Annotated in this window: 21 protein-coding genes and 1 pseudogene; 11 read left to right on the top strand and 11 right to left on the bottom strand. The window is 44.3% G+C overall.

Annotated features, from left to right (window positions below; all coding sequences use genetic code 11):
- The first annotated feature begins 106 nt into the window (after positions 1-106).
- Positions 107-382, top strand: coding sequence for a zinc-binding dehydrogenase (locus ACEW9I_RS11545; RefSeq protein ID WP_373540486.1), 276 nt, complete (start codon positions 107-109; stop codon positions 380-382).
- A gap of 170 nt (positions 383-552) precedes the next feature.
- Here the strand turns inward: ACEW9I_RS11545 and ACEW9I_RS11540 are convergent, their stop codons facing one another.
- Complete coding sequence (locus tag ACEW9I_RS11540; RefSeq protein WP_373540485.1) at positions 553-1,113, bottom strand: cysteine hydrolase family protein; 561 nt, start codon at positions 1,111-1,113, stop codon at positions 553-555.
- Between the two features lie 168 nt (positions 1,114-1,281).
- On the opposite strand from ACEW9I_RS11540, the gene ACEW9I_RS11535 reads away from it, so the two are divergent.
- Complete coding sequence (locus tag ACEW9I_RS11535) at positions 1,282-1,638, top strand: winged helix-turn-helix transcriptional regulator (protein ID WP_373540484.1); 357 nt, start codon at positions 1,282-1,284, stop codon at positions 1,636-1,638.
- Between the two features lie 122 nt (positions 1,639-1,760).
- On the opposite strand, the gene ACEW9I_RS11530 is transcribed toward ACEW9I_RS11535, so the two are convergent.
- The 7 genes and pseudogenes from ACEW9I_RS11530 to ACEW9I_RS11500 form a co-directional block, all read right to left on the bottom strand.
- Positions 1,761-2,726: a proline dehydrogenase family protein gene (locus ACEW9I_RS11530; protein ID WP_373540483.1), complete on the bottom strand. Its 966-nt coding sequence runs from the start codon at positions 2,724-2,726 to the stop codon at positions 1,761-1,763.
- 307 nt (positions 2,727-3,033) lie between these two features.
- Positions 3,034-4,170 (bottom strand): annotated as a pseudogene (locus ACEW9I_RS11525) (ISAs1 family transposase).
- 484 nt (positions 4,171-4,654) lie between these two features.
- On the bottom strand, positions 4,655-5,284 hold the full coding sequence (locus tag ACEW9I_RS11520) for a glutathione S-transferase family protein (RefSeq protein ID WP_373540482.1): 630 nt from the start codon (positions 5,282-5,284) through the stop codon (positions 4,655-4,657).
- Between the two features lie 38 nt (positions 5,285-5,322).
- Positions 5,323-5,763: a DMT family transporter gene (locus tag ACEW9I_RS11515; protein ID WP_373540481.1), complete on the bottom strand. Its 441-nt coding sequence runs from the start codon at positions 5,761-5,763 to the stop codon at positions 5,323-5,325.
- A gap of 24 nt (positions 5,764-5,787) precedes the next feature.
- On the bottom strand, positions 5,788-6,852 hold the full coding sequence (locus ACEW9I_RS11510) for an NADH:flavin oxidoreductase/NADH oxidase (RefSeq protein WP_373540480.1): 1,065 nt from the start codon (positions 6,850-6,852) through the stop codon (positions 5,788-5,790).
- 3 nt (positions 6,853-6,855) lie between these two features.
- Positions 6,856-7,929 (bottom strand): SDR family oxidoreductase, encoded by a 1,074-nt coding sequence (locus tag ACEW9I_RS11505; protein ID WP_373540479.1) that lies wholly within the window; start codon positions 7,927-7,929, stop codon positions 6,856-6,858.
- Between the two features lie 116 nt (positions 7,930-8,045).
- Positions 8,046-8,270 (bottom strand): SDR family NAD(P)-dependent oxidoreductase, encoded by a 225-nt coding sequence (locus ACEW9I_RS11500; RefSeq protein ID WP_373540478.1) that lies wholly within the window; start codon positions 8,268-8,270, stop codon positions 8,046-8,048.
- 133 nt (positions 8,271-8,403) lie between these two features.
- On the opposite strand from ACEW9I_RS11500, the gene ACEW9I_RS11495 reads away from it, so the two are divergent.
- On the top strand, positions 8,404-9,129 hold the full coding sequence (locus ACEW9I_RS11495) for a LysR substrate-binding domain-containing protein (protein WP_373540477.1): 726 nt from the start codon (positions 8,404-8,406) through the stop codon (positions 9,127-9,129).
- 375 nt (positions 9,130-9,504) lie between these two features.
- Here ACEW9I_RS11495 and ACEW9I_RS11490 read toward each other — a convergent pair whose 3' ends face one another.
- Positions 9,505-10,494, bottom strand: coding sequence for a Rieske 2Fe-2S domain-containing protein (locus ACEW9I_RS11490; RefSeq protein WP_373540476.1), 990 nt, complete (start codon positions 10,492-10,494; stop codon positions 9,505-9,507).
- A gap of 135 nt (positions 10,495-10,629) precedes the next feature.
- Between ACEW9I_RS11490 and ACEW9I_RS11485 the strand changes: the two genes are divergently transcribed.
- A complete protein-coding gene (locus ACEW9I_RS11485; protein WP_373540475.1) occupies positions 10,630-11,274 on the top strand; it encodes a TetR/AcrR family transcriptional regulator in 645 nt (214 codons plus the stop codon).
- A 69-nt stretch (positions 11,275-11,343) separates the two neighbouring features.
- On the opposite strand, the gene ACEW9I_RS11480 is transcribed toward ACEW9I_RS11485, so the two are convergent.
- Together ACEW9I_RS11480 and ACEW9I_RS11475 are read right to left on the bottom strand one after the other, a co-directional pair.
- Entirely contained in the window at positions 11,344-11,757 is a 414-nt protein-coding gene (locus ACEW9I_RS11480; protein WP_373540474.1) for an ester cyclase, read from the bottom strand.
- A 72-nt stretch (positions 11,758-11,829) separates the two neighbouring features.
- Positions 11,830-12,411 (bottom strand): Crp/Fnr family transcriptional regulator, encoded by a 582-nt coding sequence (locus ACEW9I_RS11475; protein ID WP_373540473.1) that lies wholly within the window; start codon positions 12,409-12,411, stop codon positions 11,830-11,832.
- A 295-nt stretch (positions 12,412-12,706) separates the two neighbouring features.
- On the opposite strand from ACEW9I_RS11475, the gene ACEW9I_RS11470 reads away from it, so the two are divergent.
- The 7 genes from ACEW9I_RS11470 to msrA all read left to right on the top strand — a co-directional run bounded on the left by ACEW9I_RS11470 (position 12,707) and on the right by msrA (position 17,186).
- On the top strand, positions 12,707-13,027 hold the full coding sequence (locus tag ACEW9I_RS11470; RefSeq protein ID WP_373540472.1) for a DUF2721 domain-containing protein: 321 nt from the start codon (positions 12,707-12,709) through the stop codon (positions 13,025-13,027).
- Between the two features lie 174 nt (positions 13,028-13,201).
- Positions 13,202-13,486, top strand: coding sequence for a pentapeptide MXKDX repeat protein (locus ACEW9I_RS11465; RefSeq protein WP_373540471.1), 285 nt, complete (start codon positions 13,202-13,204; stop codon positions 13,484-13,486).
- A 124-nt stretch (positions 13,487-13,610) separates the two neighbouring features.
- Entirely contained in the window at positions 13,611-14,210 is a 600-nt protein-coding gene (locus tag ACEW9I_RS11460) for a redoxin family protein (RefSeq protein ID WP_373540470.1), read from the top strand.
- Entirely contained in the window at positions 14,207-14,893 is a 687-nt protein-coding gene (locus tag ACEW9I_RS11455; RefSeq protein WP_373540469.1) for a cytochrome c biogenesis CcdA family protein, read from the top strand. Before ACEW9I_RS11460 ends, ACEW9I_RS11455 begins: the two co-directional genes overlap by 4 nt.
- A gap of 158 nt (positions 14,894-15,051) precedes the next feature.
- A complete protein-coding gene (locus ACEW9I_RS11450) occupies positions 15,052-15,645 on the top strand; it encodes a cytochrome b/b6 domain-containing protein (RefSeq protein ID WP_373540468.1) in 594 nt (197 codons plus the stop codon).
- A 73-nt stretch (positions 15,646-15,718) separates the two neighbouring features.
- Positions 15,719-16,420 (top strand): molybdopterin-dependent oxidoreductase, encoded by a 702-nt coding sequence (locus ACEW9I_RS11445; RefSeq protein ID WP_373540467.1) that lies wholly within the window; start codon positions 15,719-15,721, stop codon positions 16,418-16,420.
- 49 nt (positions 16,421-16,469) lie between these two features.
- Positions 16,470-17,186, top strand: coding sequence for a peptide-methionine (S)-S-oxide reductase MsrA (gene msrA, locus ACEW9I_RS11440; protein WP_373540466.1), 717 nt, complete (start codon positions 16,470-16,472; stop codon positions 17,184-17,186).
- Positions 17,187-17,392: the final 206 nt, after the last annotated feature.

Raw genomic sequence — 17,392 nt, 5'->3', positions numbered from 1 at the left:
TTAAATCAATGTTTTTTCAACTATTAATGATATTGATGGTGGATTTTAATGTGCCAAAAATTGAAAAAATTCTGCTGTTAGCCTAAAAGTGTTGAAATGCCTGAGTTTGAGGAGACAAAACTTCATCGAACTCAGGTTACTCCATGCCAAAGGGCTAAGCCTGCATCTAGTTTTTATGTTGATTCCCTTGCTGTTTGATGTCGATTGCGATCGTCATGGAGAAATTCTGTCGAAATTGGCTCAACTAGTAGATGAGGGCAAGATCCAACCCTTGTTGGACGATCGGAGTTTCAGCATGGCTGAAATTGCTGCTGCCCATCGACATGCTGAATCAGGTCGAGCGATTGGAAAAGTTGTACTGACGCAATCATTCAATCTTTAGTAAAACGTTCACACGATGATTCAACTGACAGTGGTTGCAAAAGTCCAGGCAAAATCAGGTTCAGAGGCAGCTTTGCATAGATCGGGAACAACCAGGAATACAGGTAAGTTTTCTGTTAAGTTTGATGCCCACTGAATGCCAATAATTTACGCAAAGAGGAATTGTTACAATTAAACACGACCAAACTCGTCAGTGGAGATTACTTTTGCGTAAGGCATTGCTAACGCTGCCATAAAAGCTGCATGAACCTCAGCAGCCTTGACCGTTTTGCCCTTATGTTCCAAGTCCCGCGTTGCACAAGCATCCTCAATCACTACGCATTGAAATCCAAAATCGAAGGCAGCACGGGTTGTAGCATCAATGCACATGTGGCTCATTGCACCACAAATGACCACTTCTTCAATTTCAGAGTCTTTTAAGTACTTAAGCAAATGGGTCTCTCGAAAACTATTCGGAAAATGCTTGACAACAATAATTTCGTTGGATTGGGGAGCTACACTTTCGTGAATTTTAGCTCCTTGGCTATCTGGCAAGAAAAACGTGGCTTCTGATTGGTTCGATATATGTTGGATGTGAAAGACCAGAGATTGTTTATCTCTAAATTTCTGTAAAATCTTACCAGCGTTTTTCGCAGCTTGTTCTATACCGACAAGCTCTAGATTTCCACTAGAGAAATAATCATTTTGAATATCAACGACGATTAAGCCTTGTTTCACTTCAGAGTCCTTCATAAATTTGTCCTTTGTTGCCTTTTTGTGTTTACACTTTTAGCAAAGATAGCTTACTTCTCTTATCTCGCTGCTGCTTGCATAGTACGAGTATGAGCTAAACATATCGATATTTCAAGTACGTACAATATGATTAGGAACTATCAAAAAGTATCGTTGGAACAAGACTCAATGCAACATAAGCAATATATGTGTCCAGTAGAAGCCCTTGTTGATGTCGTTGGGGGAAAGTGGAAAATGCCAATTCTCTCTCTCTTGTCTCAGGGAACCAAACGTTACGGGGAACTCAGACAGCATCTTCCTGGAGTAACCGAGCGGATGCTGACGATGCAGTTACGAGAACTAGAACAGTCTGGTATTGTTCAGAGAAAAGTGTATGCCGAAGTTCCTCCAAAAGTCGAATATTCTCTAACTGAGCTTGGACTAAGCTTAGAACCTGTTTTACAGGTCATGCTGAGTTGGAGCGAGAAGTACCTGTGTACGATCGAGCAGAAGGCAGTTTGGTGGGAGAGAGTGAGTAAAACTTGAATCAACTTCCACTGATTAAACCAGCAGGCTATAGACTCGGTTCAGTGGCAACGAGAATACCAGAACGATAGGCGAGAATTTGCCACTCGCTGCTGCAACCGAATTGTTGGGCTGCTGTCATGTCACCGACCATACTTGTACTTTGCAGCATCAGCGATCGCTCGATAAAGGTTTGGAGGATGTTCGGCCAAACGATTGCATAGATATAAGTGCCACTCTCGACCATAGGGTAAATAAACACGAGTTCGATACCCATGATTCTTCATTGTCTGCAATCGCTCTGGAGTCACCCCTTTTAACATTTCAAATTCAATGGTGTCTTGCTCGATCCCCTGTTCTTGAATGAATTTATGCGCGAATTCCAGTGGCACCGGATCGAGTAATGCCGGATCGTGCGTCGCAATCGAGCAGGGATGTCCGCTCATTAAGAGCCTTTCCATTAATTGGCGATAGGACTTATCGAGTTCCGCACCACGAAATTTAGCCAGATGAGCGGGAGCAGCGTAGGCTCCTTTCACTAATCGAATTTTGCCAGGGAGCTGCAATACGTTTTCCAGATCGGTTGGTGTCCGATGAAGGTAAGCCTGAAGGGTAATTCCAACATTGTCGAAGGTTTCACACAAGCGTTGATGGATTTCTAGGATTAAGCTTGTACGATCGATTCCTTCCATGCTAATCATCATTTCAAGCCCTACATCATGTGCTGCTTTAGCAAGAATGCAAGCATTTTTGTACCCTAATTCAGTATCAATGACCATCCCAATGTGGGATAAGTCCAATGATACGGACGAATCTAGATTTCGATCGACGATCGTTTGAATCACACCGAGAAATTCCTGGGTCGCTTGCTCTGCCATCCCAGTGTCACGAGTGCTTTCACCCATATAATCGATCGTGACAGCAGTCCCCTGCTGATTCACAGATTTTGCAGTTTCCGCACACTGTGCTAATGTTTCACCGCCAATGAAGCGTAAAGCTGCTTGAAGCAAGGAGTGATACAAGGGCGGATGCTGAAGAATGTATGCTTTGATCTCCTCATCCAAAGCAATTTGCTTCAATGCTTCTGCAACTTCAAACTCAGTATTCATATTGCGTTCCAACTCTGTTCACAAGTTTAAATGTAATAACTGTTAAGTAACTAGCCATTTGTACATCACCAAAGCGTCAACATAGCCTTTTTCAGGGTGATTGAATCAGGGTGAACGCACCAAAATCGGGTGTGATTCGATCGATCAAAACTAGAACGGCTAACTCAATGGTACTTACTAACTAGTTGCACTTATTACAATGCCAACTGAAACTAAAATCAAACATGAAAGCGGATTAATTTAATTTAGTGTAGCAGAAAGATCGGCCAACTCTTTAGTTAAGCCGAGATCGATTATTGAAAATAAATCATAAAATAGCTTCTAAAAGTTCAGTTGAATATTCTTCATCAAGTGTCGCTAACAATCTCTTACTTCTAACACTTAACTTTCGGCTCTTATTTTGACTAATTATGTTAACTGCTATATGTCTTAAAACTGCGAAATTAGCTGGAGCATTATCCTTTCTGATTCGACTATTATCTTCTTGAAAAGCAACATCAAGCACCCAATGAAGAGAATTTTCTATCGACCAGTGACCTCTAATTCCCTCGGCTAATTTTTGAGCATCGTTCTCTAGACTACTGATAAAATAACGAGTTTCTATATTGGTCTTCCCGCCTACAACTCGAACTGATTCTACCATGCCAATACTAGTTAACTTTCTCCACTTTTGCAGTGGATCTATTCGCTCTGCAACATCTGTTATCATTAAATAATTACGAATTTCTTCTCTACCTCTATTCATCTCTCTACTGTAGAAGCTACTCAGGTTGAGGTCTTTTCCCTGAGTTTCAATTGCTTGTTTAAATAGCTGCTTTATTTGTTCGTATAAAGTCGGTTGATTCTTTTTTACAGTAATTACATAGTCTGCATCTTTTTCGACGATTTTTTTGACTATTTCTCTTTGACATCCTATTGCATCAATTGTGACTACACACCCTGCTAAATCCAAGACCTGAATCAGTTCGGGAAGTGCTGTGATTTCATTAGATTTTCCTTCTGCTTTCTTTTGACCTAATACTAACCTATTACTTGCCGCCCAAGCACTAACTGTGTTAATTACACCTTGATTATTCTTTTTATCTCCTGAATTTCAAGATTGTTTTCCATCAAATGCAATTATTTCTCCGGCTGTTATTTTACTTATTCCTTTAATCCAACTCAGAAAAGATTTGTTAAACTCATCGGGATTAATTTGTGAAAACACTCTGGCAAATGTATCGTGAGATGGTACCCCATTCGGCAATTCTAGAAATTTCTCTAGCCATTTTTTTCGAGCGATGGCATACATTTCTATATCTATCCATCCATCCGTTCCACATACTACAGCGCAAATAGAGATCGTGATTATGTCGATTAGTTTATGCTTTTTTCCACGTTAAATTCTAATATCTTTTATGTCATTAAAGTGTTCTGCTATACTATATTTAGGTTTCAGCTTCATTTAAAGTAATATTAGTTTTAAACTAATCTAACACAATTAATTAGCTAAAGCTGTTTGTAGGCATACATTATACATCTTTGACAAGTCGAATCCATGCCCGGCTTCTAAGCATTTTTAATAATAGAAAATTTAAGTGCGTTTACCCTGGTGATTGAATGCCTTTGGTAAATGCCCAACAGTATCAATTTCATGGAAGATTAGCCAAATTTCATCAAAGTCACTTTTTTGGCTTCTCGGATAATCATTTTCATATTCTCTCCGCTCTGAAACATGACTATTTATTATACCGAATCTTTTTTGACATTACCCCAAATTGTGATTTGATACGGTAGCAACGTTGCTGAGATGAACATGAAAAAAAGCTGAAAAATATCAATAAAATTGCATTTAGTATTTTCAGCTTCGATCGATTTTTTTAGATTTAGAGATCGAATCACGCGATCTCGATCGATCGCCAGCAAAATTAGATGGGTCAGAAAAGCGATTATGCTGCCAAAGCTTCGACTTTAGAAATCGCCCGTAACACAGCAGGACGTGTAGAGATCGACTCGTACCAACGAGCGACGTTGGGAGCATCGTCGAAGTCAACCCCAGCAAACGCTCGCCGCCACAGCCAGCCGAAATGGGCGATATCGGCAATTGAGTAATCATCCCCAGCGACGTAAGCCCGATGTGCTAGCGTGCTATCGAGTAAACCGAGTGTCCGCTTGGCTTCGCCATGAAAGCGCGAGATCGCCAAGGGCATGGGTTCGGGTGCCAGTTTTTGGAAATATCCCGATTGTCCAAACGCTGGGCTGAGTCCCGATGCGTGAAAGAATAGCTGTTCAAACACGCGGGCACGATCGATCGGCTCTGTAGGCAGCAGTTGGCCATGCTTTTCTGCGAGAAAAACTAGAATAGCTGCGGACTCTGTGAGTGTGAATCGATCGCCAGTAATGTTTTCCTCTACCAGCACAGGTACTTTGCCAGCGGGGGTTACTGTCAGAAAATCGGCTTCGCGCTGACCACCTTGACGGATGTTAACCGGATGAAGCGTATACTCAAGGTTGAGTTCTTCCAAAGTGACGATCGCCTTGATGCTGCTGGGTGTAGGGAATGCGTAGATGGTATACATGGGGATCTCTGCTGAAAGATTAAATGGGAATTGGGTTGTTATTGAGTGGCAAGGGTCACGCCAATCAGGAGTAAGATTGCACCAAATGCTTTTTTCACAGTGATGGGATCTTGAGGCGAGTCCAGTAGTCCAAAATGGCTGACTGTTAGTGCCATCAGAATTTGTCCCGCCACAAATAGAACGAAAAATCGTCCTGCGCCTAACTTGGGAATCAAAAATGTAGATCCAAAGACCAGAAAGGCACTGATAAACCCACTCAGGTAAAGATAACTGGGAACCTCTCGAAGTCGAGCAACCGCACCAAAATTACCCGTGAATGAAAAGAGTAAAAGCGTAGTAATTGCACCCAGTAGATAAAACGGAATATTTGCTAACAGGGCAGAGCCAACATATCTGGCCACAACTCCATTCATCGGCAGATAGACTGACGTAATCGTGCCCATGACGAAAGCAATTAGCCAAAATAGAAGGGATTGCATTGACATTGAGATATCCTCAGTGAATTACCACGCTCTTTGATATTGCTGAGGATACGAGTGACGATCGACTCGTAATTCCTTGGCAGCGCGGTGGGGCCAGTACGGATCGCGCAACAGCTCACGAGCCAGCAATACCAGATCGGCTTGCCCGCTACGGATTATCAGATCGGCTTGTTCGGGAGTAGTAATCATCCCCACCGCAGCAGTTGCGATCCCTGTGTCCTGTCGAATGCGATCGCTAAACGGCACTTGATAACCTGGCCCAGTCGGAATTTTAACCCCAGGAATCAAGCCTCCTGTCGAACAATCCACTAAATCGACACCAGCAGTTTTGAGAATTTTGCTCAGGGCAATACTTTGCTCTAAATCCCATCCCCCTTCTGCCCAGTCGGTGGCTGAGATTCTGACCCAGAGCGGCAGATGGTCGGGAAGGATGGCGCGTACTGCCTGGACAATTTCGATGAGGAAGCGAATGCGCCCTTCAAAACTTCCGCCATAGCGATCTGTGCGGTGGTTACTCAATGGCGACAGGAATTCGTGCAATAAGTAACCGTGGGCAGCATGGATTTCGATCGTCTGAAAGCCTGCGTCAATGCTTCTTTGCGCTGCTTGGATAAAGGATTGCTGAATAGATTCAATCCCTTCAAGTGCGATCGCGGTTGGGACTGGACTCATGTCATTAAAGGCGATCGCACTCGGTGCAACGGGTTGCCATCCTCCTTCAGCCTGGGTTAGCGGATTGCCACCTGCCCAAGGCACAGCACAACTAGCTTTTCGCCCAGCATGAGCCAGTTGAATCCCTGCTACCGCACCTGCTGCTTGAATCAGCTTGGCAATTTTGGCGAGCATGGGAACCTGTTCGTCGGCCCATATGCCTAGATCGCCAGGGGATATCCTGCCTACTGGATCGACTGCTGCCGCTTCAGTAAAAATTAGTCCTGCGCCTCCCACGGCACGACTGACTAAATGAACTAAATGCCACTCACTCGCCAATCCATCTTGGCTAGAGTATTGACACATGGGGGAGACACCAATGCGATTGCGAAAGGTCACGCCTCGTTGTTGAAAAGAATCGAACAGAGCAGTCATAGTTTAATCATCTCTATCAGGAATGATCCGTTCTTGGCGATATTGCTGGAATCGCTGTTTAAAGCCTGCTACAGTGTCTGGGTGACTCGTAAATCCAGCTCGACGGATCTTACCCAGTGCTAACACGATGTCATAATCGATGGCGAACATAAACTCCAAAAACTGCCAATTTACCAGCGTCGAAAGATCTGAATTTGCCAGATTGTATTTTGATGCCATCGCTTTCCACAGTGAGGCATACTCAGCCATGAAGCTTGCTAGGGGCAACGGACGCGGACTGCCAAGCGGTACGCCAAAGTCTGCCGCAAAAACGGGCCAAAGCTGAGACCATCGCGTTGGATCGCCATTGGAGATATTGAAAATCTCACCAGCCGCCGCTGGAGTCTCGGCGGCCCAAATGGCAGCAGCGGCAACTTGTTCCGCATCCACGATCTGGGTCATAGCCCCAAAAGCAGCAGCACTTCCCGGAAAATCAAGACGCAGACCAACTTCGCGCACGATTGAAGCATACACTGCGATCGAGAGTGCCAAGTTCATGGGATTGCCAACAGCAAAACCTGTCAAATGGGTTGAAATCAGATTCGTCCATTGCCAGGTGCTACTCTGCGATCGCGATCGGAGATAGTCTTCCTGGGCATAGTAAAAATTCGGCCCGACATGCCTTGGCTCGGTTTCTAGAGCTGGTGATGGCGAAATGCCCACATGTACTCCATAATATTTTGCCCCCGTGATGAGGGTGACATGTTGTAAGGGTGCTCCAACCGACTCCAGGCCATCGATGGCATTAACTAATAGTGCCAGGTTGGGCTGGACTTCTTCAATCCAACCCGATCGCGGTGCGTAGGCTGCAAAAAAGAGATGACTTGCTTGACTGGCCACTGCAAGTTTAATACGGGCATCGGTGCTATCCAACAAATCAACGCCGATCGCTTCATCTGCTCCTGGTAATGTTTTGCCAGATTGCGAAACTGCAATCGTCCGCCATCCTCCCACTTGAGCCAGTTTCGCGACGATGGCTCTACCAATGATTCCTGTTGCACCGACAACTACTGCGGTAGGCTTTTTGCTCTCGCTCATACAGTTTTTCCTCGATTCATGATTTTTTCGGGTGAGACGATCGGGCAGGACTCAGGGCAGGAAATCTCCCCCAATTCACTTCCGATTAGTTGTAGAAAAGGCGATCGGTTCCCGACCTATTGAGGCATCCAACCCGCAAACATTTTTTCAACGGCGGTCACGTCCAAAGCGATGGGAATAATTCGATCGGGCGAGATCGCCACTACATCTGTGAGTGATTCGATCGATCGAGCCGTTGCATAAATCCGGCGAGCACCTGCTCGGACTAACGCTTCAACAAAAGCTTTGCCGATACCGCGATTTGCACCTGTGACAAACGCAACTGAGTTGTGAATATTCATCGTAATTTCCCGATTTATGAAGGTTAAAAATTGAACCTTTTGTTCTCGACTGTTTCATCTTGCATCATTCCAATTAGTTTTAGAAGTAGGTAAAATAGAATATGTAGTATTCGATTTTGGAATAGCTAGCCGCATGGATCGCCTCGACTGTATTCAAAGTTTTGTGCGCGTAGTGGAAATGGGCAGTTTTTCGGCAGTGGCGCGGGAATACAACACCACTCAACCCACAATTAGTAAAAAAATTGCGGCATTGGAAGATTACCTAGACGTACAGCTCTTAACTCGATCGACTACTAAACTCCAATTGACGCAGGAGGGCGAACTTTTTTTCGAGCGGTGCCAGTCTTTATTAGATGCCGCTGCCGAAACGATTTCCAGTGTCGGTCAACGCCAAAACCCAGTTGGAACGCTGCGGGTCAACTGTTCGGTGGCATTCGGTCAGTATCAAGTTATCCCCTATCTCAAGGGCTTTCTCAGTCGCTATCCCGATCTGAAGCTAGATCTGATGATGAACGATCGCTTTGTCGATCTTGTCGAAGAAGGCATCGATGTCGCAATTCGGATTGGCGAGGTGAACGACTCAATGCTGAGTGTGCATCAAATTGGCGTGACCCGCCGCGTAACTGTGGCTGCGGGGGATTATTTCCGCGATTGCCCAGAACCCAAAACACCGGAAGATTTGGTCGATCGCAACTGTATTGTCTATTCTCGTCTGGCAACTGCTAATAATTGGCATTTTCAACTGCCGACGGGCGGTACCACCCAAGTAACCGTTAAAGGCAATCTGCAAGTTGATGGTTCTACTGCCATTCGGGAAGCTGTATTGGCAGGATTAGGTATTGCTGTTTGTCCCGTTTAGTTGTTTGGCGATCTGATTCAATCTGACAGTTTGAAAGTGATTCTCAAAGATTATCAACCCACACCGTTACCGATTCACGCGGTTTATCGGCGCGGGCGATTTATTCCAGCAAAAGTGCGTTGTTTTATCGAATATTTCACGAATGAATTTAAGTTCGATCCTTGGGTATCGGACTATGGAGTTAAGCCTTCAACATAACGTTGTTGTTAGGCGGCTATAAATAATTAAGGCTTGTCTTAATATAGTTTCGATGTTGATGTTTAATATCTACTGAAGTGAAGGCTGAGTCGTTTGGTTTTCGATCGAATTTGGCGATCTCAGCCTAATTGAAATTGTCGCCTATACACATGGATTGGGAAAAGTAATGGCTGGCAACTACCGAGATAGATTGGGTTCGACAACGGCTGGAAAGCTCTCAAAATTTCGTCGCACCCAATCCATTCCTACTTCATTATTTAGTTTTATCCGCTGTGGTGTATTAGCATAAATCTTCCCTAAAATCTTGGCATCCCGATCCACAACCACATCAATCAACTTGAGCAAATTACCTTTGAGCAAATGTGCGATCGGCGAATGTGCCTTCATATACATCAACACAAACACGCGAGATTGCCGATCGGACTCAGGAAGATAGAAGTGACATTCCTTGAGGCTCAATAGCTTATCTTCACCATGCAACAAACCCATGAACGGAAAAAAGTTTTCTAGATGTGCCTCTAGCACCTTTGGCATCGCAAGTTGAGCAGGATTTCTTAAAATATCGCGAAATGTAGGTTGTTTGCGGGGTTGTGACAAATACGCATGAGAATGTAACCCCTCATCGATGAACTGCTTCATTTGCACTTCTTCAATCTCAAATAATTCTCGATGAGTGCCATTTTGATGGTTGTAGTCGTGCATATTTAGTAGCAAGCTCAAAAGGTCGGTGGGAATGCTGCGTTCTCCCGTTACGCCAATGAACTCATATTCCGTGGCAATCTCATTCATAATTGCCGGAATTGGAATTTTCGGCTCATAGTTACCATACGACCAAATAAAATCCCCTTGGATAATTAATTCTAGAGGCTGTAACAAGGATTTGGTCTGTTTATTCGATCCTGGTAAAACTGTGTAACCTAAATTGTCAAATTCCAAGGCATGAAAGGGACAAGCGATACTACTAACGCCATCAGCGTTACTTACACACCAACCCTCAGACAGCATTGCACCCATATGAGGACAAGCATTAGGCAAGGCGTTAATGTTGCCAAGATTATCCTGCCAAAGGACGTAATCATTACCCAATAGTGAAATTTTCAGCGGCCGATCGGGCTTGAGCATGGAACGATGTGCCAACAGCCACGGTGCGCCTTGCAATTGATTCATGATTGCTCGAAGTTACTTACTAATTAATTAGTAAGTTTATCAAAGACTTGTCTTTACGTCAATTCAGAGATCGATTGTCTTCAGTCTGGCTGTCTGTTTGCTACGATGGAAAGGCAAATAATCAATTAAAATGCCGTGGTTCGACCCAGTAAACGAGGCGCAAAACCCGTCCCATCTGCTCGTGATGCCCAGATGACACAGCAGCGAATTTTAGATGCCGCAGAGCAAGAATTTTCGCGGCATGGCTTAAATGGTGCGAGGTTGAGTGCGATCGCGGATCTCGCTCAGGTGACAACGGCATCGCTGCATTACTACTTTGAGAATAAGGAAAACTTGTATAAGGCAGTGCTACAACGCCCGATCGATGAGGTTCAATCTACGCTTGGGCAGTTGAATTTTGATGGTTTAGATCCTGAAGCAGCCCTGAAGCAAATTATTCGGATCGCGATCGTCAACGAAGCTAAAAATCCTCACCGACAAATGCTCTGGTTTCAAGAAGCCAGCCAAAATCAAGGAATTTACTTCAAAGAGTGTAATGTTTTGAGCCTGCATGAGTATTTGCTCAAGATTTTAGAACGAGGTATGGCGGAAGGATATTTTCGCCCGCTTAAACCGTTTTTGGCTTTAACTTATATCTTGAGTGTTTGTCTGTTCTACTTTACTGTGCATGAAAACTGGAAACATCTCACGCCAGATATCGATCGTCTGAGTCCAGAAGCGATCGAAGAACACATCGAAGAGGCGATCTTATTTATTTTGGCAGGTGTAAGGCGTTCTTAATTAATACTCAACCGAATCCGAACACATCAACAGCCCGACAGATAAGCTTCAACGTATTACTTATTTAGCTTACGATGGAACTACGCCCAACTGCTGCATCATTGCAAAGGTATCGCCTTGCCCCCAATGCTCCACAATTTTTCCGTCTACCACCCGATCGATATGAACTACTGAAAACTTGACCTGTTTGCCTGTGGGTGGAATGCCCATTAACTCCCCCTGATGCGTTCCCGTAAAGATCCCACGAGTGACAACTTTATCATCTTCAGCAATGACTTCTTCCAGAAGATGGCGACCATCTGGAAATGCAGAAAACATCATCATTCCATAGTGCATGAACGCATCATAGCCATAAAGAATATCCGTTCCCATCCCGCGCCCCACAATATCGGCAGACATCAATTCTCGTCCTCGCTCAACATCTTTTCGATCGAAGGCTTCATAGAATTTAAGCACAATTGCTTTATTTTGCTCTAGTGACATAATGTTCCGGTGCCGCAGAAGTGTATTTCCCACAACTTTACTGTGCAGAGCAATAACACGCATTGACTTGGGTTAAGTCGATCCCCTTTCCTGTACCCTTCGCTTCAATCGACTGAACGATTCTGGCTCAATTCCCAAATGCGATGCTAAGTATTGCTGTGGAATGCGCTGCAAAAGTTTGGGTTCGCTGTTGCGGAAATTGAGATAACGCTGCTCAGGGGAATCTCGATAAAGAGAAAGTAGACGATCTCGTAACTGGAAAGCGAGGTCTTCTACAACAAGCCTGAGTAATTTCTGGCCATCTGGTAAGGTTTCTAGAATTTCGATCGCTTGCAAATTTAAGGTGAGTACCTCAGAGTCTTCGATCGCCTGACAAGAAAAGTAAGCAGGCGTTTTTCGTCGAAAACTTTCATAATCCCCCACTGTGCAATGTTCGGGGTGAAAAAACAAGGTCAGTTCTTTGCCATCTTTGAGAAAAAAGCTTCTCAGGCAACCTTGCATTGTCAAGCCGACGAAATGACAGATATCGCCTTCTCGAAATAGAAAGTCACCTTTGAGTACTCTCTTCGACTCAAGCAGAGGTTCAATCAGTGTTGCGTCAACCTGACATTCTGGGAAAAGCCGCCTAATGAATGAGTGTAGTAATTCATACATTGGAAATCTGGCTTGAGCGATCGTCACTTGTGCGTTCTTTATTTTCTCACGAATATTCCAAAGCTTGCGCTAACACTGACCGTCTAAACGATCGCTCTCTAATTACAGTCCTCACCCAGCACTCAAGCCGCCTAACTATGGCCTAATAAGTTCGTGCCATCCAATCCGGTGGTAGCTTTGGTTCGATTATCAGGCGCAATTCATTTCAGCGACCAAAAGCCGATGCGCTAAAATTGCTCGATCGAATTATGGAAATTTATCAGCAACCAGATCCGATAGCATCATCAGCAATTGTGTGGGCCATCTCGATCGGCTGTTGCTAGATCTGTTACGTCACCATCATCAGGTGCATGATGCTTTGATGCTAATTTATCTGTCGATACTCGTCTTTATGTTAGACATGCTAGTCATCGCACTAGCCACCGCTAACAATACAAGTTGGCTGCATCAGCTTGTCATTATTGTATTTCTGGTGGGCATTGGCATTTTGTTAGTCGGGATGATGCTGATGGCTGCCGAACTGCGGACTTCTCACCATTCTATTCAATTAGTAGTCGGTCAAAATTGTCGGTTATGTAAACCAGATCGACATGGAAATAGTGGTGGCAATCGATAGTTTATGAGAAATTGCTGAGAATACGCTGAAAAGTGACTCAGCATTCTCTCAGGAAATTCTTAGTTTTGCCTCACAAGAGTTTCAGTCTAGACATCCATAATTGGATTCAAGAACCAATTCGGTTCTGCCACAAAATATTTTATCGCTCTTCGACATTTATTAGGTAATAATCCAATGAAATTAACTGCTTTAAACTGGAAATTTTTGGCGATCGTCGCTGGACTAATATTGAGTACTAGTCTGACTGCTTGTTCTACCAGCTCAACTCCTCCCGCTGCTGATTCGACAAAGCAAGGTGACGCGATGAAAGGCGATGCCATGAAAGGTGACGGCAAGGGCGACGCAATGAAAGGTGACGCAATGAAAGGCGACGGTAAGGGCGACGCAATGAAAGGTGGCGCGATGAAAGGTGATGCGATGAAAAGCGATGATAAAAAGACACCCGCAACCAAACCATAGACTAACAACCTGGGGCTAGAGGTAAGATTAACCTCCGATCTTGCCTCCGATCGAAATTCACCGATGACATCCGATCGGTAAGTAGCAATTGTAAATAGATTGAATATTGTAAGAGCAACAGCGCATGGATAAGTCTATCTGGCAAAGGCGACAATTTCTATATTTCGGATTGGGTGCGATCGGCATGGGAGTCACAACAGCATGTGGAATTGGCTCTCAACAGGTCAATAATTCTAATAGTATTTCTAGTGCGAATGCCATGCCTATCAAATCTACAGAGATTGCGGCGAGTAATTCTTTACCCGAATTTCAGGGCATTCAAGAGTGGCTAAATTCATCCCCACTTACCAAAAAAGATCTCCAAGGTAGCGTCGCGTTGATTCACATTTGGACATTTGCTTGCATCAACTGTCAGCGCACCTTGCCCTATATCGTCAAGTGGCATCAACAGTATGCCAAACAAGGGCTAAAAGTCGTCAGCGTACATACGCCTGAGTTTCCCTATGAGCGGAAGATCGGTAATATTCAAGCAGCAATTAAAAAGCATGGCATTACTTACCCCGTAGCTGTCGATAATGACTTTAAAACTTGGAAAGCATACAACAACGAATATTGGCCGCATCTATTTTTAGCAAATCGACAAGGTAGGATCGTTTACGACCATATTGGTGAGGGAGCTTATCCAGAAACCGATCGAGCGATTCAAAAACTGTTAAAGTCATGACTAGTCAGGCTCTATCTGTCGGTTTGGCATTTGGCGGTGGAATCGTGACCGTTTTGTCTCCTTGTATCTTGCCAGTATTGCCGATTATTGTCGGTAGATCGCTCCAATCTCACCGCTACGGGCCGATCGCGATCGTCGGTGGCTTGATTGGTGGTTTTGCGATTACAGGTAGCTTGCTGGGCATTGTAGCTAGCTGGATACCGGATCTACCAGATGCACTCAGAGCGGTGGCGATCGTGATTCTATTAGTAATGGGTGTATTCTCGATTTTTCCTGAATTGGGTTATCGATTTTTTCACATATTTTCGATTAAAACTGACAGCTCAAACCCGATCGGATTGGTAGGTGAATTCTGTTTGGGCAGCCAACTCGGACTATTATGGACACCATGCGCGGGGCCAGTACTCGCGAGTATTTTACTCCTAGCAGCGGTGCAAAATCAGCCCATTCAGGCGTTTGGAATGTTGGTTGTTTATGGACTGGGAGCAGCGGTGCCGATGTTGCTATTTGCTTATGGCGGTCGTTATTTGGGGCAGCGATTGTTACAGTTGCGATCGCATTCTGGGACGATCCAAAAGATTGGCGGGATGATGATAATTATGACGGCGATCGCGATGCTGTTGGGTTTGGATGTGCAGATTCAGTTATGGTTGGCTCCTTTATTTCCGAGTTTTGCTATTTGAAATTGTTATAGCGTAGATCTACCCACCCCACTGGGCGGGTGACCCGACCAGTAGCCCTACGGGCACCCCTGTCTTGTCTCGCTAAACCGTCGGGAAACCCGACGAGCGCGAGCCGCTCCGAGGAGGGGATTCTTTACACCAATTTACCAGTTATAAATATGGCAATACCTAAAAAATCGCCTCCAGTTCCACATCAAAAAATCGTTATTAAGCTGTTTCACTGCATTATTATTGTCAGTTTATTGTTGATGATTGGTAGCGGACTTCAGATTTATAATGCCACGCCTGTATTTGGTGGCAAAGAGGGGTGGCGGTTTCCCGATTTTATGACTTTGGGTGGGTGGCTGGCGGGTGGTAGGGATTGGCATTTTGCCATAATGTGGGTGTTTTCATTTAATTTGCTAATTTACGGTATTTATATCGGCTTGACAAAACGATGGCAACGGCGATTTGTTTCTGGTAGCGATCTCAAAGTCCTGAAGGTCGGACAAAATCCTAAGCGCAAAACTTATGCTTGGCATCGGCTAATTTATACGGGCATCATTCCGATTTTGATTCTGGCGATCGCGAGTGGCTTGGCGATGTATAAGCCAGTGCAATTAGGCTGGTTGGCTGGTTTATTTGGCGATTGGCAAACTCTTCGTACGGTACATTTTTTGACAGTCCCGATCGCCTTAATATTTACGATCGTCCACATGCTAATGGGTTTAAAAGTTGGCGGATTGAGACTCTGGCGATCGATGTTTGTTTGAAAATCTGACATTTCGGTAGGGGCAATTCATGAATTACACCTCCTAGCTCCCAACTCCCAACTCCCAACTAATTATGAACTCCCTAAATCGGCGGCAATTATTACAACTATCTGGTTTCGCAGGCATGGGCTTACTGCTCGATAGTTGTGGATTGAATCAATATTCAACCAATATCGGGAATGCGATCGATCCGCTCAATCAACGAGTCGAAGAACTATTACTCAAACCGCAAGCTCTAGCTCGCGAATATCCAGTTAACTCGATCGAACCTCAAGCTTTATTGATTAATAGTTTTAACGATACTCCCAAAATCGATCCGGCTACTTTTAAATTAATTATCGACGGCGCAGTGAACCAGCCGATGCAATTGAGTATGAGCGATATTAAAAAATTACCATTGCGATCGATGGTAATTCAGCATGTGTGCGTCGAAGGTTGGGCGGCGATCGTGCAGTGGGGCGGTGTAAGACTTAAAGATTTAATCGCTTTAGCACAGCCAAAAAACACAGCTCGATATGTCTATTTTGAATCTGGAGATGGTTACTATAACAGTTGGGATTTACCTTCAGCAATGCACCCACAAACGCTATTAGCATATCAAAAAAATGGTCAGCCGCTCCCTGTAGATAATGGAGCACCTTTACGTCTTGCTGCACCGATTAAGCTAGGTTACAAGCAAAGTAAATGGGTGACTAGAGTTACTTTACTCGATCGATTAGCAACCAAGCAGGGCTATTGGGAAGACCAAGGTTATGAGTGGTTTGGGGGATTATAAATAAGATGGGCGGATTCGATTGAGTCAAAACATCATTTATTCTTCAGATATGTCAACTAATATTTTCAATCGTTATTTTCATCTTGTCTTTATTCTCTCGTTATTATCGCTTACGACTGTCTCTTGTGGGATTTCAAGATCGAGTTCTTCCGCTGTTGCAAATGCAACTCCCGCGAAGATCGCTGGCATCGAGATCGAGCCGCCTAGCGATATTGCGGTTACTGCAAAGGGGGAACAGACATTAGTACTTGCTGGCGGATGTTTTTGGGGCGTGGAAGCAGTATTTGAAAATCTCAAAGGTGTTTCTAATGTTGTCTCTGGTTTTTCGGGCGGAGATGCGAAGACGGCTAATTATGATACCGTCAGCAGTGGGAGAACGAGTCACGCCGAAGCTGTCAAAATTACATATAATCCCCAGCAAATTTCGCTCGGACAACTGTTGAAGATTTACTTTCTTGTCGCTCACGATCCCACTCAGATCGATCGACAAGGGCCAGATAATGGTACTCAATATCGATCGGCAATATTTTTTGCTAATTCTCAACAGCAACAGGTGGCAAAAACTTATATCGATCGGCTGAATCAAGCTCGCATCTTTACCCAACCGATCGCGACACAATTAGTTGCATTAAATGAGTTTTATCCGGCGGAGCAGTACCATCAGAATTTTATCGGTCGCAATCCAACATATCCCTATGTGGTAGTTCACGATTTACCTAAACTGGATCTATTACGGCAACAATTTCCCGATCTCGTTCGACGTTAAATATTCAATGCAATAGGATGAGATTAATCATGACTGAACACAGCTTATGGCGGATTTCGTTGGCTCATACAGCACTTCTGCTAGTTATGAGGTACACTAAAGGGTAGTAAAAATATATTTGATAATGAAACCAGCTTCAATCGATCTTCGAGAAAAAATAGTTGCGGCACATTTAGAACGTCATCACTCAATTAGAACAGTTGCTA

The organism is Chamaesiphon sp., from assembly GCF_041738855.1.
Classification (GTDB): domain Bacteria; phylum Cyanobacteriota; class Cyanobacteriia; order Cyanobacteriales; family Chamaesiphonaceae; genus Chamaesiphon.
Note: the sequence above shows the minus strand (reverse complement) of the source record. Positions and strands in the feature narration are given on the sequence as shown.